The organism is Cellvibrio sp. BR, from assembly GCF_000263355.1.
Classification (GTDB): Bacteria; Pseudomonadota; Gammaproteobacteria; order Pseudomonadales; family Cellvibrionaceae; genus Cellvibrio.
The window spans coordinates 889,088-905,247 of the sequence record NZ_JH668201.1 but is presented as its reverse complement, the minus strand read 5'-3'; the positions used below and the strand labels follow the sequence as shown (position 1 = coordinate 905,247).

General features: G+C 47.6%; 13 protein-coding genes. 6 read left to right on the top strand and 7 right to left on the bottom strand.

Annotated elements, in window-relative coordinates:
- The first annotated feature begins 3 nt into the window (after window positions 1–3).
- Window positions 4–951 (top strand): LysR family transcriptional regulator, encoded by a 948-nt coding sequence (locus tag O59_RS09110; protein ID WP_007641838.1) that lies wholly within the window; start codon window positions 4–6, stop codon window positions 949–951.
- Window positions 952–1,040: 89 nt separating this feature from the next.
- On the opposite strand, the gene xthA is transcribed toward O59_RS09110, so the two are convergent.
- The 5 genes from xthA to O59_RS09085 form a co-directional block, all read right to left on the bottom strand.
- A complete protein-coding gene (gene xthA / locus O59_RS09105) occupies window positions 1,041–1,853 on the bottom strand; it encodes an exodeoxyribonuclease III (protein ID WP_007641836.1) in 813 nt (270 codons plus the stop codon).
- Between the two features lie 68 nt (window positions 1,854–1,921).
- Window positions 1,922–4,030 (bottom strand): carboxy terminal-processing peptidase, encoded by a 2,109-nt coding sequence (locus O59_RS09100; RefSeq protein WP_007641835.1) that lies wholly within the window; start codon window positions 4,028–4,030, stop codon window positions 1,922–1,924.
- Between the two features lie 195 nt (window positions 4,031–4,225).
- Window positions 4,226–5,158: a transporter substrate-binding domain-containing protein gene (locus O59_RS09095; protein ID WP_007641834.1), complete on the bottom strand. Its 933-nt coding sequence runs from the start codon at window positions 5,156–5,158 to the stop codon at window positions 4,226–4,228.
- 203 nt (window positions 5,159–5,361) lie between these two features.
- On the bottom strand, window positions 5,362–5,772 hold the full coding sequence (locus O59_RS09090) for a hypothetical protein (protein ID WP_007641833.1): 411 nt from the start codon (window positions 5,770–5,772) through the stop codon (window positions 5,362–5,364).
- A gap of 222 nt (window positions 5,773–5,994) precedes the next feature.
- A complete protein-coding gene (locus O59_RS09085) occupies window positions 5,995–7,071 on the bottom strand; it encodes a 3-deoxy-7-phosphoheptulonate synthase (RefSeq protein WP_040391798.1) in 1,077 nt (358 codons plus the stop codon).
- A gap of 402 nt (window positions 7,072–7,473) precedes the next feature.
- Here O59_RS09085 and O59_RS09080 point away from each other — a divergent pair, with 402 nt between their 5' ends.
- A complete protein-coding gene (locus O59_RS09080; protein ID WP_007641830.1) occupies window positions 7,474–9,642 on the top strand; it encodes a patatin-like phospholipase family protein in 2,169 nt (722 codons plus the stop codon).
- A 78-nt stretch (window positions 9,643–9,720) separates the two neighbouring features.
- Here O59_RS09080 and O59_RS09075 read toward each other — a convergent pair whose 3' ends face one another.
- Window positions 9,721–10,473 (bottom strand): TIGR04219 family outer membrane beta-barrel protein, encoded by a 753-nt coding sequence (locus O59_RS09075; RefSeq protein WP_007641828.1) that lies wholly within the window; start codon window positions 10,471–10,473, stop codon window positions 9,721–9,723.
- Between the two features lie 88 nt (window positions 10,474–10,561).
- Window positions 10,562–11,458, bottom strand: coding sequence for a LysR family transcriptional regulator (locus O59_RS09070; protein ID WP_007641825.1), 897 nt, complete (start codon window positions 11,456–11,458; stop codon window positions 10,562–10,564).
- 161 nt (window positions 11,459–11,619) lie between these two features.
- Here O59_RS09070 and leuC point away from each other — a divergent pair, with 161 nt between their 5' ends.
- Genes leuC through asd form a run of 4 tightly spaced genes read left to right on the top strand, consistent with a single transcriptional unit; the run spans window position 11,620 to window position 15,959 of the window.
- Complete coding sequence (gene leuC / locus O59_RS09065; RefSeq protein ID WP_007641824.1) at window positions 11,620–13,041, top strand: 3-isopropylmalate dehydratase large subunit; 1,422 nt, start codon at window positions 11,620–11,622, stop codon at window positions 13,039–13,041.
- A gap of 16 nt (window positions 13,042–13,057) precedes the next feature.
- Window positions 13,058–13,705, top strand: coding sequence for a 3-isopropylmalate dehydratase small subunit (leuD, locus tag O59_RS09060; RefSeq protein ID WP_007641823.1), 648 nt, complete (start codon window positions 13,058–13,060; stop codon window positions 13,703–13,705).
- Between the two features lie 36 nt (window positions 13,706–13,741).
- Window positions 13,742–14,818 (top strand): 3-isopropylmalate dehydrogenase, encoded by a 1,077-nt coding sequence (gene leuB, locus O59_RS09055; RefSeq protein ID WP_007641822.1) that lies wholly within the window; start codon window positions 13,742–13,744, stop codon window positions 14,816–14,818.
- Window positions 14,819–14,852: 34 nt separating this feature from the next.
- Entirely contained in the window at window positions 14,853–15,959 is a 1,107-nt protein-coding gene (gene asd, locus O59_RS09050) for an aspartate-semialdehyde dehydrogenase (RefSeq protein ID WP_007641821.1), read from the top strand.
- The last annotated feature ends 201 nt before the right edge of the window (window positions 15,960–16,160 follow it).

Sequence of the window (16,160 nt, the reverse complement as noted above, 5' to 3'; positions counted from 1 at the left end):
GCTATGGCACAAGATCAAACCCCGGCGCGGGTGGTCAGCACGGAAAATAAAGTAACTCTGGAGCAATGGCGCGCGTTATTGGCGGTGATCGATGCGGGCGGTTATGCAAAGGCAGCTGAGTTGCTCAATAAAAGCCAATCGGCAGTGTCTTATGCCATATCGCAATTGGAATTGGCGCTGGGAGTAAAGGTTTTCCAATTGCAGGGACGTAAAGCGGTAGCGTCGGCAGCGGGTGAGCTGTTATATCGGCGGGCAAAACAACTATTGGAACAAGCGGAGCGCTTGGAAAAGTCGGCGGGCTGTTTATCTGTGCAAGTCGAGCCTTTGGTTAAAATCGCTGCCGATATCATCATCCCTCCGGCGCGGGTGTTGCAGTGTTTGGCCATTTTTGCAGAGGATTTTCCGGATACACGGGTGGAAGTGTTTGAGTCAGTACTCAGTGGTACCGAGGATGCGTTGCTGCAGCGCCAGGTTGACTTAGCGATTGGCGGACGAGTGCCTACGGGGTTTATGGGGGAAAAATTAGTCACGGTTGTGATGCATGGTGTGTCTAGTCCTGACCACCCGTTACAGCATCTTGGTCGACCTATTACTTATGAAGATATGCGCCAGCATCGACAAATTATCGTGCGCGATTCGGGGCAGTATCGCCGCAGGACTGAAGGTTGGCAGGAGGCTGATCAGCGCTGGACGGTGAGCCATATCAAAACCTCACTTGATGCCATTCGGTTGGGGCTTGGTTATGCCTGGTTACCCGATGCTTACACTTATGAGGATATTGCCGCTGGGCGCTTGAAGTATTTACCGGTTGAGGTAGGTGCGGTGCGCGAGGTGACCACTTACTTGACCTTTGCGGATCGCGATTTCGCCGGACCGGCAACACGCCGGCTGGCGGAAATATTGAAGCTTCATTTACCAACAATGTGTGGTTATGAAACCGGGTATTCATAGGGTTATTGCACGGTGAATGTCATTTCTTGCCATCACGGTGTTATTGATAGCTTGTTCTAACCACAATTTTTGATTTATCGCTCTAAAGCTTAAACCTTCAGTTCAACCCAGATAGGGCAGTGATCTGAAGGTTTTTCCATTCCTCGAACATCGTAATCAATTCCGCTGGCGCCACATTTATCCAGCAGGCTTTGAGTCATCAAAATCAAGTCAATGCGCAGGCCGCGTTTGGGGTTATCCTCAAAGCCTCCGCTGCGATAATCAAACCAGCTAAAAATGTCACAAATTTCCGGGTTATGCTCGCGAAAACTATCTTTTAAGCCCCAGGCCAGCAATTCATTCAGCCATTCACGTTCTTCAGGTAAAAAACTGCATTTACCGGTTTTTAACCAACGCTTGCGGTTGACTTCACCAATCCCGATATCAATATCCTGATGCGAGATATTCATATCACCCATGACGATCAGTTGTTTATCCGGTGTTTCAAAATTTTTCAGGTAATCGATCAAATCGCCATAAAACTTTCGTTTGGCTGGAAATTTTATGGCGTGGTCGCGGCTCTCCCCCTGAGGGAAATAACCATTGAGTATTGTTATCTCACCAAGTGGCGTGTCGAATACTCCACCGATAAAACGGCGTTGTGCATCCGGATCGCCGCCCGGAAAACCTTTAATGACTTCTTTGAATGGATATTTGGAAAGGAGAGCAACACCGTAGTGAGTTTTCTGGCCGAAATATTCAACGTGATAGCCGAGCGATTGAATCGTTTCCAATGGGAACTCGGGGTCGTTAACTTTAGTTTCTTGTAGTCCAATGAAATCCGGATTGTGCTTTGCAATCACCGCTTCAAGCTGATGGAAACGCATGCGAATACTATTGACGTTAAAGGATATGGCCTTCATAACTAAACTCTTTTAAAAAAACACCCGAGCACAAGTGCTCAGGTGTTTGGGGTTTTTTAGGAAAAATACTACTGTTGTGCGACTTTTGATTCGGGCGCTTTAACTTGGCCAATAAAGTCGGCAAGGATGTGACCGGCTTCCATCAGGTAAGGATCTTCTTTGGGATTAATTTCCTTATTATTTTCTTGTTCAGGTTCTGCATCCGGATCGTCTCCACCTTTGTCTGCTTTGAGCGCTGCATAATCAGCGTAAGGTTTTTCTCCTTTCGCAGCGCGCAATTCGTTCTCCATTTTCAGCATGCGTTCTTCAAGCTGCTGCTGTTCTTGTTTACGTGTTGCAAGGCGCAAAGAAACTTCTTTTTTTGCCGCTGCTTCTTTAAATATTTCGCTTTGCTTGTTCAAGTAAATAAATTCAGGGTCTCGTGCCAAGCGCTCTTGATGCGCTGTTTCAATCCGCGGTAGAAATTTACTAATGTTGTAATAGTTTTGATGCGGTGCTGGATGAATTCGATCCCAAGGCAGTGCATTGTCGTAACTGCTTTCGCCGATTTCATCCGGATCCAGAAGGCTCGGTAGTGAGACATCAGGGATGACGCCGCGATGCTGGGTACTGTCACCAGAGATGCGATAAAATTTGGCTTCAGTTATCTTCAGGCGACCATGTTTTAAGTCAACCAGGTTTTGCACTGAACCCTTACCAAAGGTGGTTGAACCAATCACAATGCCACGACCGTAATCTTGAATTGCCCCTGCAAAAATTTCCGATGCAGAGGCGCTTAAACGGTTGATCAGCACGGCGACAGGAGCGCGATAAACAGCGGGCTGATAAGCGCGATAATTGCGCGAAACTGTGTCATCGCTTTGGCGAATTTGTACAACAGGGCCCGGGTCAACAAACAGATCCGTGAGCATTGCTGCTTCCGGTAAAGACCCGCCACCATTGTCGCGCAAGTCGATAATAATCCCGTCAACTTTTTCTTTGTTTAATTCATTAAGTAAGTTGTAAACGTCGCGAGTGGTACTTTTGTAATTGGGGTCGCCTTTTTGGTAAGCCTCAAAATTCATATAAAAAGTCGGAATATCAATAACACCCAGTTTAAAGGTGGTGTCACCATTTTTAATTTCAAATACCGCTTTTTTGGCAGCCTGATCCTCTAATTTTACTGTTTCACGTTTAATAGTGACCTGCTTGTTCGCGGTAGCGGTTGGGTCGGCAGGCATCACTTCCAGGCGAACAATAGTGCCTTTGGGCCCGCGAATTAATTTGACTACTTCATCAAGGCGCCAGCCAACTACATCGACAAACTCGCCATCAATACCCTGTGCAATAGAAACAATTTTATCGTTGGGTTTTAGTTGACCTTGTTTTTGCGCCGGGCCGCCCACCACTAAACTACTGACTTTGGTGTAATCTTCATCGCTCTGCAATACGGCGCCAATTCCCTGTAGTTCCAGTGACATACTAATATCAAAGTTCTCGGCATTTTCGGGCGATAAATAATTGGTGTGTGGATCATAGAGTGTGGTGAGTGAGTTCATCATCACGCTAAATGCTTCTTCGGGAGTTTGCTGCTTGAGGCGGCGCAGTTGATTAGCGTAACGCTTGCGCAGTGTTGTTTTGCTTTCCTCCAGCGTCTTTTCTGACAGCATTGAATTGAGCAGGTTTGACTTGAGGTATTGGTGCCACAGTTTGTCTGCTTCGGCAGCAGTAGCTGGCCAGGCCGCCTTTTCACGATCAATTACAATTGATTCTTCTACATCAAAATCAAATTTTGTTTTGGGATCGTCCAGCTCTTTAATAACTTTTTCCAAGCGTTCAACCATGCGCTTGTTGAAGCGGTTATATATGGCGAAGCTATTATCCAATTGACCTTTTTTATAGTCATCATCAAATGTTTTGCGGTACTTTTCGAATTCGTTAATATCCGCTTGTAAAAAGAAATTTTTCGCATTGTCCAGCGATTTCAAATATTCGTCTAAATAACGAGAGGAGAGGGCGTCATTGAGTTCTTGATCCCGGTAATGCTCTTTGCTGAGTTTTTCTACCAGATCAGTAACGGCTTTACTTTGCTCCGGGCTAGGTTTGAGCTCTTCGACAGCGGCTAAACCTGGGAGCGACAAGCTTATCAAAACACTGAGTAGTGTAAATTTTAGCGATCTCACAACAGCAATTTGCATAAAGAGCTTCTCAAAAGGTCAAATACATACGAGCGAAAGTGGCAGGAACGATTAGAGGGGATGCCCCACTTGTTGCTCTCATAATAGCGGAAATGGGGGGGTAAAAGCAGTATCGGCCCCCTAAACAACCTAGGGCCGACCATGAATGGGATTATATTTTTCGCGAAAAGTTTCCTTTTTGGCTAATGCGCGATTTTACTCTTGGGGCAATTCCTCGTTTTGTATCCCATTTTCTTGATTGTTGCTTTCGATTGGTGCCTGGCGTGTCAGGTCTAGCCATAGCTCTTTTCTATCCAGTGGGGTTGCTTTAGGGAGATAAGGGTTGTTGATGCGAATAGCTCGGCGATTAGGTAGATCCGCCTTTTCCAGTGCCTCCTGAACTTCAGGGCTGCCATAAAAATATCGGTCAAAAGCACCGTCTTTAATAGCTGCTTCGAGCCCGTTTTCTATATCTCTGGCTAACTCTGGGTCTTTGGGAGTTACAAAAAAATAAGTGGGCAGTGGATAAATCAAGACCAGTCGCTTTTCTACGGTCAGTGCCAAGTTGGGAAAGGCGGTGAGTTCAGTCCAGACCTCGTTGGCCCCACGTGGGAATGCGTCAAAGCGCCCCCCCTCTAACATATAATAGAGGCTGGGCTTTTTTGTGGCTTTAACAACGTCAAGACCCGCACTTTCGAGGATTGACGCATCTTGCCAGCTGCGACCTTGGCCCATTTTTATTTTTTTTAGATCATCCAGCGTTTGGATATTGTCGAAGCGCGCCTGATCACCCTGACGTATGAAAAAGAGTCGGTGATTCATTAGGCCTCTGTAGGCATCGATTCTGATGGGGATAAAATCGCGCTCCATCTCTTCCGAGGTTCCCCCCCACATCACTGAAATACTGCCAGATTTGACGGACTCCATTACCCTTGGGCGCGAGTAAACTTCGGGTGTGGAGGTATAGGCATAATTTGTATTGGCGTAGGAAAGTGCCAACTTTAGCAGCCCGTTCATGTAATCCGTTTGCACGTTGGATTTCATGTTGGTGACTACTGTTTTTTGTTCTGCCGTTGCGCAATGGGAAATGCTTAGAGAGAAAAAGAGCCCTAAGAAAACACTGGGGATTTTTTTGATGAAGCTGGGCATAAATACTACTCGTCAAGAGTTGACTGATAATTATGTGCGATAGGGGACAGCGCAAGATTGCGCCATTTCTGTTCGCATTCACCGTTGCACAACAGGTTGACTGAATAATTGCCGATAAGTACAGGCGCTCTTATGAGTGCCTGTTTATTTTAATTTTTGAGAGTGTAGGTCAAGAAGCCGGGCTGTGCTAGCAGTGAGAGGCGTTAGCAGGTTGAGCTGCAATCAAACATCATTTGGATAAAATCGATCTGCTCTTGGTCGGTTATGTGATTGGGGTTTACTCTAACCACTTTCCGGTTTTCCCAGACGTAATCGTAACGAGTGAAAGTGATTTTCCCTTCGGGTAATTCATCGGCGCTAACTATCAGGCTTTGTTGGGGTGAGGTGTCGAGCATATCGAGTAGCTCGCGGATTGTGCGATGTAGGTGCTGTGGGCTTAGCAGTACATGGGGGCCAAAATGGCTGACGAAAATATAGTCGCAGCCCAACATGGTACTCACGCTCAATGCCAGCTCGCCCAGCTCCACCGCTTTCACGACCGCAGTTGTGCCAAGGGTATGGTGCGCTGAGTGGATGTTGGTAATTGCAGTTTTGAGTGGTTGACTGGGTGCCATAGTGAGCCTTTCAAGGTGACCGGATTAAATTGAGATGAGGTTGCATCCTGAGAGTCATTGCGGCGTGGAATCTAACAGTCGGCCCCTGAAAAGACCAGAGACGAACGGTATTTGTGTCGATAAATTTAACAATCTGTGAGCAAGCTAACTTTTATCCGGTATGCCTGTAAACAAAAAAGCGGCCATGAAAGGCCGCTTTTTGTGGTTTGTAAGAGGGCAATACTATACCTGCGCTCTTTTTACCAAGGCTTCTTTGATAGTGTCGCGCATTTTTCGTAGGCTGTTCTCTGTCGTGGCCCAATCGATACAGGCATCGGTCACTGAAACACCGTATTTGAGGTCGCATAAGTTGGCTGGGATGCTTTGGCTGCCTGCACCAATGTTGCTTTCAACCATCAAGCCGATGATGGATTTGTTGCCTTCAAGAATCTGATTGGCGACATTTTCCATTACCAGTGTTTGCAACTCGTGATTCTTGTTTGAGTTGGCATGGCTGCAGTCGACCATGATGTTGGGGACTACTTTTGCCTTGGTTAATTCTTGTTCGCAAACCGCCACGCTCACCGAATCGTAATTGGGCTTGCCATTGCCGCCACGCAGTACCACATGGCCGTAACCGTTGCCGCGAGTGTGGATAATTGCGACTTGTCCTTCGGTATTAATGCCCAGGAAGCGGTGTGGTTTGGATACTGATTGCAGTGCGTTAATAGCGACAGTCAGGCCACCATCAGTACCATTTTTGAAGCCCACAGCAGATGACAAACCACTGGCCATTTCACGGTGAGTCTGCGATTCGGTAGTGCGTGCGCCAATGGCTGACCAGCTGATCAAATCGTGTAAGTATTGTGGTGAAATCGGATCCAGTGCTTCGGTTGCCGCAGGTAAACCCAGTTCGGCAATATCCAACAACAGTTGGCGACCAATATGTAAACCCTCTTCAATTTTGAAGGAATCGTCTAGGTAGGGGTCGTTAATTAACCCTTTCCAGCCCACGGTAGTGCGTGGTTTCTCAAAATAGACACGCATTACTATGTAGATAGTGTCGCTCACTTCTTCTGCCAGTTTTTTCAGGCGCTGGGCGTAGTCTTTGGCAGCTGCCACGTCGTGAATAGAGCAGGGGCCAATCACTACAAAAATACGATGATCCTTGCGGTCGAGGATGTTGCGTACAACTTCGCGGCCCTGAGTAACAACGTCCCGTGCCTTTTCAGTGAGGGGAATTTTATGTTTTAAGGCTGCAGGGGAAATCAGCAGCTCTTGTGAGACCACATTGAGGTCATCAACTTGTGTGTGGGACATGGTCATGGCTTCCTGAAGGTTCGTAATTTGTAGGTCATTCTACCGAATGATATGCAAAAAGTGGGATGCTTTTTTTAATTGGGCTAATAAATAATGACAAAACACCTGATAATTACGCTTAAATTGGGATGTGTAGTTTGTGTGTCATGAAAAAAAACGACTGTCGTTTCATTAATCCTCAAATCGAGTCTAATTTAGGGACATATATCCTCTATCTACTCCTTTAAGTGCTCTGAATAGCAACTAAATCTGTCTTCTATAGGTTAATAAGTGAGCTATTTGCAGCTGATATTGGGGTGTTATAAGAAAGTTGCTATGTTTGCCTTTGTGATTGATCCTTCGTAGTACCTGTTATTGGCAAGCCCATATCCCTGTTTAGATCCTAAGGAAGATTGAGACCAGATGAAGAGAATACTGGCTGTAAGTTTGTTGTTGATCAGCATCAGTGTGGCTGCTGTTGCGGAATCGGGGCGTACCGCGTTAGTGCTGGGTGGTGGGGGCGCACGCGGCGCTGCCCACATCGGTGTGCTTGAAGTGCTTGAGCAAGAGCGTATCCCTGTGGATTGTGTGGTGGGCACTAGCATGGGCGGTTTGGTGGCAGGATCCTATGCGGCTGGGCTCTCGCCCAAAATGATGCGGGACAAGCTGGCAGGTGCTGATTGGACAGACATATTTCTTGATTTGGCCGATTACTCGCAATTGAGTTACCGCCAAAAGCGAGTGAGCAGGCGCTACTTGGCGGGTACCCAGGTGGGGTTGTCTGAGCGAGGTTTTCAAATTCAACCGGGGGTGGTCGCAGGTGAGAAGATCAAGCTCTTTTTTAATCAGCTAGTGGATGAAGACCTGGGTGAGCGCAATATCGAACAACTTCCCATCCCGCTCGCAATAGTGGCAACCGATATCGGTACCGGTGAGCGGGTGGTGTTTCGCAACGGTAGCCTTACCCAGGCAATGCGCGCAAGTATGTCGGTGCCAGGGCTGATGGCGCCGGTGGAATATCAGGGGCGCAAGCTGGTCGATGGTGGTTTGGTTGATAACCTGCCGGTCGAGGTCGCGCGCGATCTCTGTCAGGCCGATCGGGTTATTGTTGTGAATGTTGGCTCACCCCTGAAGGCGCCTGAGGAAGTTGGGTCGTTGCTCAGTGTTTCTGCCCAGATGATTGGCATATTAACCAAACAAAATGTGGAGCGATCCCTATCGACCTTGACGGGGGTGGATATCTATATCGCGCCAGAGTTGGGGGATATCCGGGCCACTGACTTTGCCCGTTACGAAGAGGCTGCTGCAACAGGGCGTGCTGCTGCAGAGCGGCAGTTATCGGCATTGCGTCTGCTCACAGCGACACCGGAAAGTTATGCGCTGTGGGGGCAAAAGCGGCGCAGTTCGGTACGCGAGGCGGTCGTTATTGATGAAGTTGTTATAGCGCCTACCAAGCGGGTACACCCAGCGTTCGTAGCCCGTCACATTCATCAGCAGGTCGGTCAAACGCTGGATCGTGCTGCATTGGAGCAAGATTTAATTCGCACTTATGGAGATGGTTTTTACGATGGCGTTGATTACAGGGTGGTTCGTCGCGATGAGCGCAATGTGTTGGAGGTATTGGTTAGAGAAAAAGACTGGGGTTCTGATTATGTTACTTTCGGATTCGCGATTGATAATGAGTACCGTCAGGGTTCCAGTTTTAATTTTCGCGGAGCCTATCGTAATACCTGGATAAATACCTATGGCGGTGAGTTTTTTGCTGCGATCGATGTGGGTGGGAAGCCTTCAATGGAGTTGAATTTTTATCAGCCATTAACACCCAGTCAGCGCTTTTTTGTGGAACCACTTTATTTCAGAAAGCGCGAGACTATTGGTATTTATAGCGATGACCAGCAGGTCGCAGAATACAAATTGGATACTTCTTATTACGAGCTGGCACTGGGTAAAAATTTGGGAGTTTATGGGCGATCGAAATTTGGGTGGAGGGATTATCACATGCGCGGCAGCGCCGATATTAGTGCTGTTGTATTGCCTGATGTGGATGAACAGTATGGTGGTTTTATTTATGAATTAAATTTGGATCGTCGCAACCGCTTGTATTTCCCTTCGCATGGGTGGCGAGCGGATATTAGTTATTTTGATTCACCTGATCAGGGTTACAAAAAGTTATCGCTTGATCTGGGTGCAGTTTATAAATTGGATGATTTTGTGGTTGGGGCGCGCGCCGCTCATATCACCTCATTGAAGGGTGTTTTGCCGGTTTATGATGCGGTGATGTTAGGGGGCTTTTTGAATATGTCGGGCTATGCGAGTAATCAAATATTGGGTGATGATGCGTTTTATGCGCACCTTCGTACTGAGCGTATTATTGGGCGTATGCCGCTGGGTTTGAATGGGGACTTGCGTCTTGGTTTGGGTATAGAAGCCGCGCGATTGGATCAAATATACACGCTTAATTCTGATGATTTGTGGCTTGATTCTGCCGTTATTTATCTGGGTGGGGAGACCCCATTGGGGCCTTTGTATTTAGGCTATGGGTTTACATTTAGTGGCGATTACAATCTGTATTTGCAGCTAGGCGCCCTGTAATTCGTAGGTGTTGAAAATACAAAGCCCCGCATGTGCGGGGCTTTGTATTTTGTTGTGGTTACTTGGTGTAGCTGAAGCTTAGAAGTGGAAAATCGCGGCTGCGTAAGGGCCTTTTAAGCGAATATCAGTATCTATGTCGTCTTCGTCAATTTTAATGGACGCGGCTTTGTAGCCAACCTCAATGCCCAGATCCAGTGCTGAATCGAACATGTAGCTGACTTTTGCGCTGTAATCAGAGACTGAGTTGCCGCTGTAATTGATGTAATTGCCTTCAAAGCCGGCCGAAAAACCAGTGAGTGGTAAATCGAATTGGAAGCGTGCATAGCCCAGGGGTAGTGTCACATCCACATCGACCTCATCGATTACACCGAATGCCTCCGCTTGCATTTGGCCTGAGTATTTACGAACTGTCACACCCAAATCCAGATTCAGCCAATTGTCCAGAAATTCGTAATAGAGCACGGCATCGGTATAGCTAAGGTCAAAATCAGTTGAAACTTCGGTACCTGTGGGATAAGTGGTGTTATCCAGACTGAAATCACTGTTTAAGGAGCCGGTTTGGCGACTGCTAATGTCGTTGTGCTGCAATTTGATGTTCGGAATTAGTGGGACGGGGTGTTCAACGGCAATGTAATAAAAGCTGTTGTTGTTTTCATCAAAACCCAGCTCATCCATAGTGGCTGAAGGGTTGCCGACACTACCGCTGTATTCACTTTGCCAAGTGCCTGCGCCAGCATAAATGCCAAAAATAGTATCGGCACTGGCATGGCTTGCTATCAGCAAGGACATGGCGCCAAACGAGTATTTAGCAATTGGTGAGAGTGATTTCATGGTGAGTTCCTTTTGTTGAAGATACTGAAACGAGTGGCGTTAGTGTAAATAATAGTGCATGACAATAGTGTGTTTGTGTGCTGTTTTTTCACTGGGAAGCGGTAGGAGTGATGGAGTGATTTTCCTTGTGCAAAAGTTGCAGAAACATTTTTGCGGCGTTGTTCAGTGAGCGCTGCTTATGATGAATACAGCCTAGTGGGCGCATAATAGGTTCGTGTACAACATCCAGAATAGTCAGTTGGTTATCCAGTATCCGTTTGGGCAGGATCCCCCAGCCGAGGCCAATACTCAACAGCATTTTAATCGTATCAAGATGATTCGAGACCATACCAATGTTCAACGCTGCATTTTGCGTCACAAAGAGGTTGCTAACTAACTGTGTTGTGTAGGTGTTGGTGTCGGGCATTATCGCAGGGTGCTGGCTTAAATCGGCCAGCTGAAGATACGATTGCGCGGTGAGGGGGTGGGTTGGCGCCGCAACGAAGTGGAGTTGGTCGTGCCAGAGGTTGTGGCTTTGGAGGCGCGCATCCTGTTCGAGTGCGAGCGTGATGATGGCGAGGTCGAATCTGCCTTGGAGTATTTCATGATATGCCTGCTCCGAATCCAAAAAGTGCAAATCCAGCTTTACTTGAGGAAATTGCTTGGAGAATTCGCGTAAATAAGGTGGTAAGTAATGAAGTCCTACATGGTGACTGGTGGCTATGCTCAGTTTGCCTTCAACTTCTCCTTTCAGGTCCGCAATGGCGCGTTGGGCGGCTGTCACCTCGGACAATATTAGTGTCGCTTTGCTTAACAAAACCTGACCAGCATGGGTGAGTGCAACCTGTCTACCTATCCGATCAAATAATGGTGACTTTAATTGCTCCTCCAGCAAAGCAATGCGTTTGCTGATTGCAGGCTGCGTAAGATGTAATCGTTCGGCTGCTGCCGAGAATGAGCCGCTCTCTGCTATGGCAACAAATGCTTGTAAATGTTGAGTATCCATAAGGCTTTTTAATTCATTCCATTTTGGAATGCAATATATAAAAAAGATAAATTTGTTTTATGGGTTGTCTGGTCGTACTATTGCTCCCATGCAGTAATGATCGGGCAGACCTGATTATTCATAACAAAACACCGTGTAAGCCGAATGATTGGAGATTCACCATGGCCGCTAAAACGCTTTACGACAAACTTTGGGATGCCCACCTCGTGCAGCAGCGCGATGATGGCTCTGCACTCATTTACATAGATCGTCACATAGTTCACGAGGTGACCTCCCCGCAAGCGTTTGATGGCCTGCGTTTGGCTGGCCGCAAGCCGTGGCGGGTGGATTCTATCCTCGCGACCCCAGACCATAATGTTCCAACTACGCAAAAAGAGCGGGCTCATGGTGTTGCGGGGATTGAAGACCCGGTGTCCTTGATCCAGGTGCAGACGTTGGATGATAACTGCGATGAATTCGGTATTGTCGAGTTCAAGATCAATGATCACCGCCAAGGTATTGTGCACGTTGTCGGCCCTGAAACCGGCGCCTGTTTACCCGGTATGACCGTCGTCTGTGGTGATTCCCATACCGCTACCAATGGCGCCTTGGGTTCATTGGCACACGGAATAGGTACGAGCGAAGTAGAGCACGTGATGGCGACCCAGTGTCTGGTCGCTAAAAAAATGAAAAACATGCTCATTAAAGTGGATGGCAAGCTCGGTTTGGGTGTGACACCAAAAGATGTTGTGCTCGCGATCATCGCCAAAATCGGTACCGCCGGTGGCACTGGCTACGCGATGGAGTTTGGCGGTCAGGTCTTCCGCGATATGAGCATGGAAGGTCGTATGACTGTATGTAATATGGCGATTGAAGCGGGTGCCCGTGCCGGTATGGTGGCGGTAGACCAAACGACCATCGACTACGTTAACGGGCGCACCTATGCACCCAAGGGTGAATTGTGGGAAAAAGCCGTAGCCGATTGGAAAAATTATGTGAGTGATGAGGGCGCACATTTCGATTCCATCGTTGAATTAAACGGCGCTGATATCAAGCCGCAAGTGAGTTGGGGTACTTCGCCGGAGATGGTTGTTTCGGTTGAGGACAAGGTGCCCGATCCGGCGCAAGAAACTGATCCGGTCAAGCGCGAAGGTATGTTGCGCGCATTGCAATATATGGGTTTACAAGCCAACCAACCGATTACCTCGATTCATGTTGATCGCGTATTTATAGGCTCTTGCACTAATTCGCGCATTGAAGATATTCGCGCCGCAGCTGAAGTGGTGAAAGGCCGCACCAAGGCGTCATCGGTAAAAGAGGCGATTGTGGTTCCTGGTTCTGGTGCAGTAAAAGCGCAAGCGGAAGCCGAAGGGCTGGATAAAATTTTTATCGCTGCCGGTTTGGAGTGGCGTGAGCCGGGTTGCTCTATGTGCCTTGCGATGAACGCGGATAAATTGGGTAATGGCGAGCACTGTGCATCAACATCCAATCGCAATTTTGAAGGGCGCCAGGGCTACGGTGGCAGAACGCATTTGGTGAGCCCGGCGATGGCTGCTGCCGCTGCAATTGCCGGTCATTTTGTCGATGTGCGCACATTCAATTAATCAGTAGGAGACCGCGATGAAAAGTTTTACCGTTTTGCAAGGCGTTGCTGCTCCTATGGATCGCGCCAATGTCGATACCGATATGATTATTCCCAAGCAATTTTTGAAATCGATTAAACGTACCGGTTTCGGAAAAAATTTGTTTGATGAGCTGCGCTATCTCGATGAAGGTAAGCCGGATCAAAGTTGCGAAGGGCGCCCAATAAACCCGGATTTTCCTCTGAATTTCCCCCGTTACCAAGGTGCGACTGTGCTGTTGTCGCGCGAAAATTTCGGTTGTGGCTCCAGCCGCGAGCATGCGCCTTGGGCATTGGATGACTACGGCTTTCGCTGCGTGATCGCCCCCAGCTTTGCCGATATTTTTTATAACAACTGTTTCAAGAATGGTTTGCTGCCTATCGTATTAAGTGATGTGATTGTCGATAAGTTGTTTAATGAAATGTACGCGGCAGAAGGCTATCAATTGACAATTGATTTGGCTGCGCAAGTTGTTAAAACCCCAAGCGGTGAAAGTTTTGCGTTCGATGTAGATGAATTTCGCAAACATTGCTTGTTAAATGGTTTGGATGATATTGGTTTAACCCTTGAACATGCCGATGCCATTCGCGCTTACGAAGCCAAAAAGCGTGTTGAAGCTCCTTGGTTGTTTGATGTAGTTAAATGAGAGGCGAAATAAGAATTTTTTAATTGGAGAATGCTTGTGGGCAAACATATTTTAATTCTGGAAGGCGATGGCATCGGCCCTGAAATTGTGCGTGAAGCGCGCAAAGTGATGGATGTGGTTAATGCCAAATTCGATTTGGGCTTAACCTTTGAAAACGAATTGATGGGCGGCTGCGCAATTGATGTGCATGGCGTTCCTCTGGCGGATTCCACGCTCGAAAAAGCACGCAAAGCCGATGCGATTTTGTTGGGTGCTGTTGGTGGCCCCAAGTGGGATAAATTGGATCGCTCGATTCGCCCGGAAAAAGGTTTGCTGAAGATCCGTTCACAATTGGGTTTGTATGCGAATCTGCGCCCGGCGTTGTTATATCCACAGTTGGTAGATGCATCATCGCTGAAGCCGGAAGTGGTTTCTGGCTTGGATATTTTGATCGTACGCGAATTGGCAGGCGGTATTTATTTTGGTGAGCCGCGCGGTATTCGTGTATTGGAAAATGGCGAGCGCGAAGGTTACAACACTTACAAATATTCCGAGAGCGAGATTATCCGCATCGGCCGTACTGCATTTGAAATGGCGCGCAAGCGTAATGGAAAAGTCTGCTCGGTAGATAAAGCGAATGTGCTTGAAGCTACTATGTTGTGGCGCGAGGTGATGGATACCCTGCATAAAGAGTATCCGGATGTCGAGCTGTCGCACATGTATGTCGATAACGCCGCTATGCAATTGGTGCGCGCGCCAAAACAGTTTGATGTGTTGGTGACTGGCAACATGTTTGGTGATATTTTGTCCGATGCGGCTGCTATGTTGACGGGTTCTATCGGTATGCTGCCGTCGGCGTCATTGGATAAGGATGGTCGCGGTATGTATGAGCCTTGCCATGGTTCTGCACCGGATATCGCCGGGCAGGACATAGCTAACCCGCTTGCGACGATTTTGTCAGTATCCATGATGCTGCGTTATTCGCTCGGTTATCCTCAGGTTGCAGACGCAATCGAGGTTGCGGTCGGCAAGGTGTTGGACCAAGGTTATCGCACCGCAGATATTTATACGGAAGGTAAGACCAAAGTATCTACCTCGCAAATGGGCGATGCTGTTGTTGCAGCGCTGGCCTAATCATTAGCTTGTGAATTGTTAAAGAGAGACTGAGATGAAAGTAGGTTTTGTAGGTTGGCGCGGTATGGTCGGCTCTGTGTTGATGGAGCGTATGCAAGCAGAAAACGACTTTGCAGCTATCGAGCCCGTATTTTTTACCACGTCAAATGTAGGTGGTGCTGCCCCGGCTGTTGCCGCTGGACTACCTGCATTGAAGGATGCTTATTCAGTTGATGACTTAAAGCAATTGGATGTGATTGTTACCTGTCAGGGTGGTGACTACACCAATGAGATTTTCCCGAAGCTGCGCTCCTCTGGCTGGAAGGGCTATTGGATCGACGCGGCCTCCAGTCTGCGTATGGAAGATGATGCGGTCATTATTCTTGACCCGGTTAATCAGGGTGTTATCGACTCGGCGCTGAAAAAAGGCGTTAAAAATTTTATTGGGGGTAACTGCACTAACTCCATCATGCTGATGGGTGTAGGTGGTTTGTTCCATGCGGGCTTGGTGGATTGGGTTAGCTCTATGACCTATCAAGCAGCTTCGGGTGGTGGTGCCAACCACATGCGCGAATTGTTGAAAGGTATGGGTGTGATTCATGATGCTGTGGCTGATGAGTTGGCAACACCTGCTTCAGCGATTTTGGATATCGACAGAAAAGTGGCTAACACTATCCGTAACGATGTGCCGTGCGAATTTTTTCCAGCTCCGCTTGCTGGCGGTTTGATCCCTTGGATCGACAAGCAATTGGATAATGGTCAGTCCAAAGAAGAGTGGAAAGGTCAGGCTGAAGTTAACAAAATTTTGGGGAATGCCGACACCATACCGGTTGATGGTTTGTGTGTGCGCATTGGCGCTATGCGGTGCCATAGTTTGGCGTTGACTATCAAGCTCAAAAAAGATCTTCCGCTTGCAGAGATTGAATCCATCATCAAGTCAGGCAATGATTGGGTTAAGTTTGTGCCAAACGACCGCAGCATCACTGAGCAGGAATTGACCCCAGCTTCCATCACGGGTGGTCTTAAAATCGGTGTGGGTCGAGTGCGCAAGCTCAACATGGGTCCAGAATATATTTCTGCTTTCGTGATTGGTGACCAGTTGTTGTGGGGTGCTGCTGAGCCATTGCGCCGTATGCTGCGCATACTCAAAGAGTCCAAATAGTCACTTTTGATTTAATGATTTGAACGAAATTAAAACCTCCGAGGGTATGGCTTCCTCGGAGGTTTTTGCTTTTTTATAGGTCAAAACAAGCTAAACAAGGATTTAAATGTCAGCCTTTTTTCACATTTTTATCAAAACGCTGCTGGAAATCATTAAAAAGTGATCTTTCCGAGGGCTTTGTCAAGACCCCGAGTATTGATA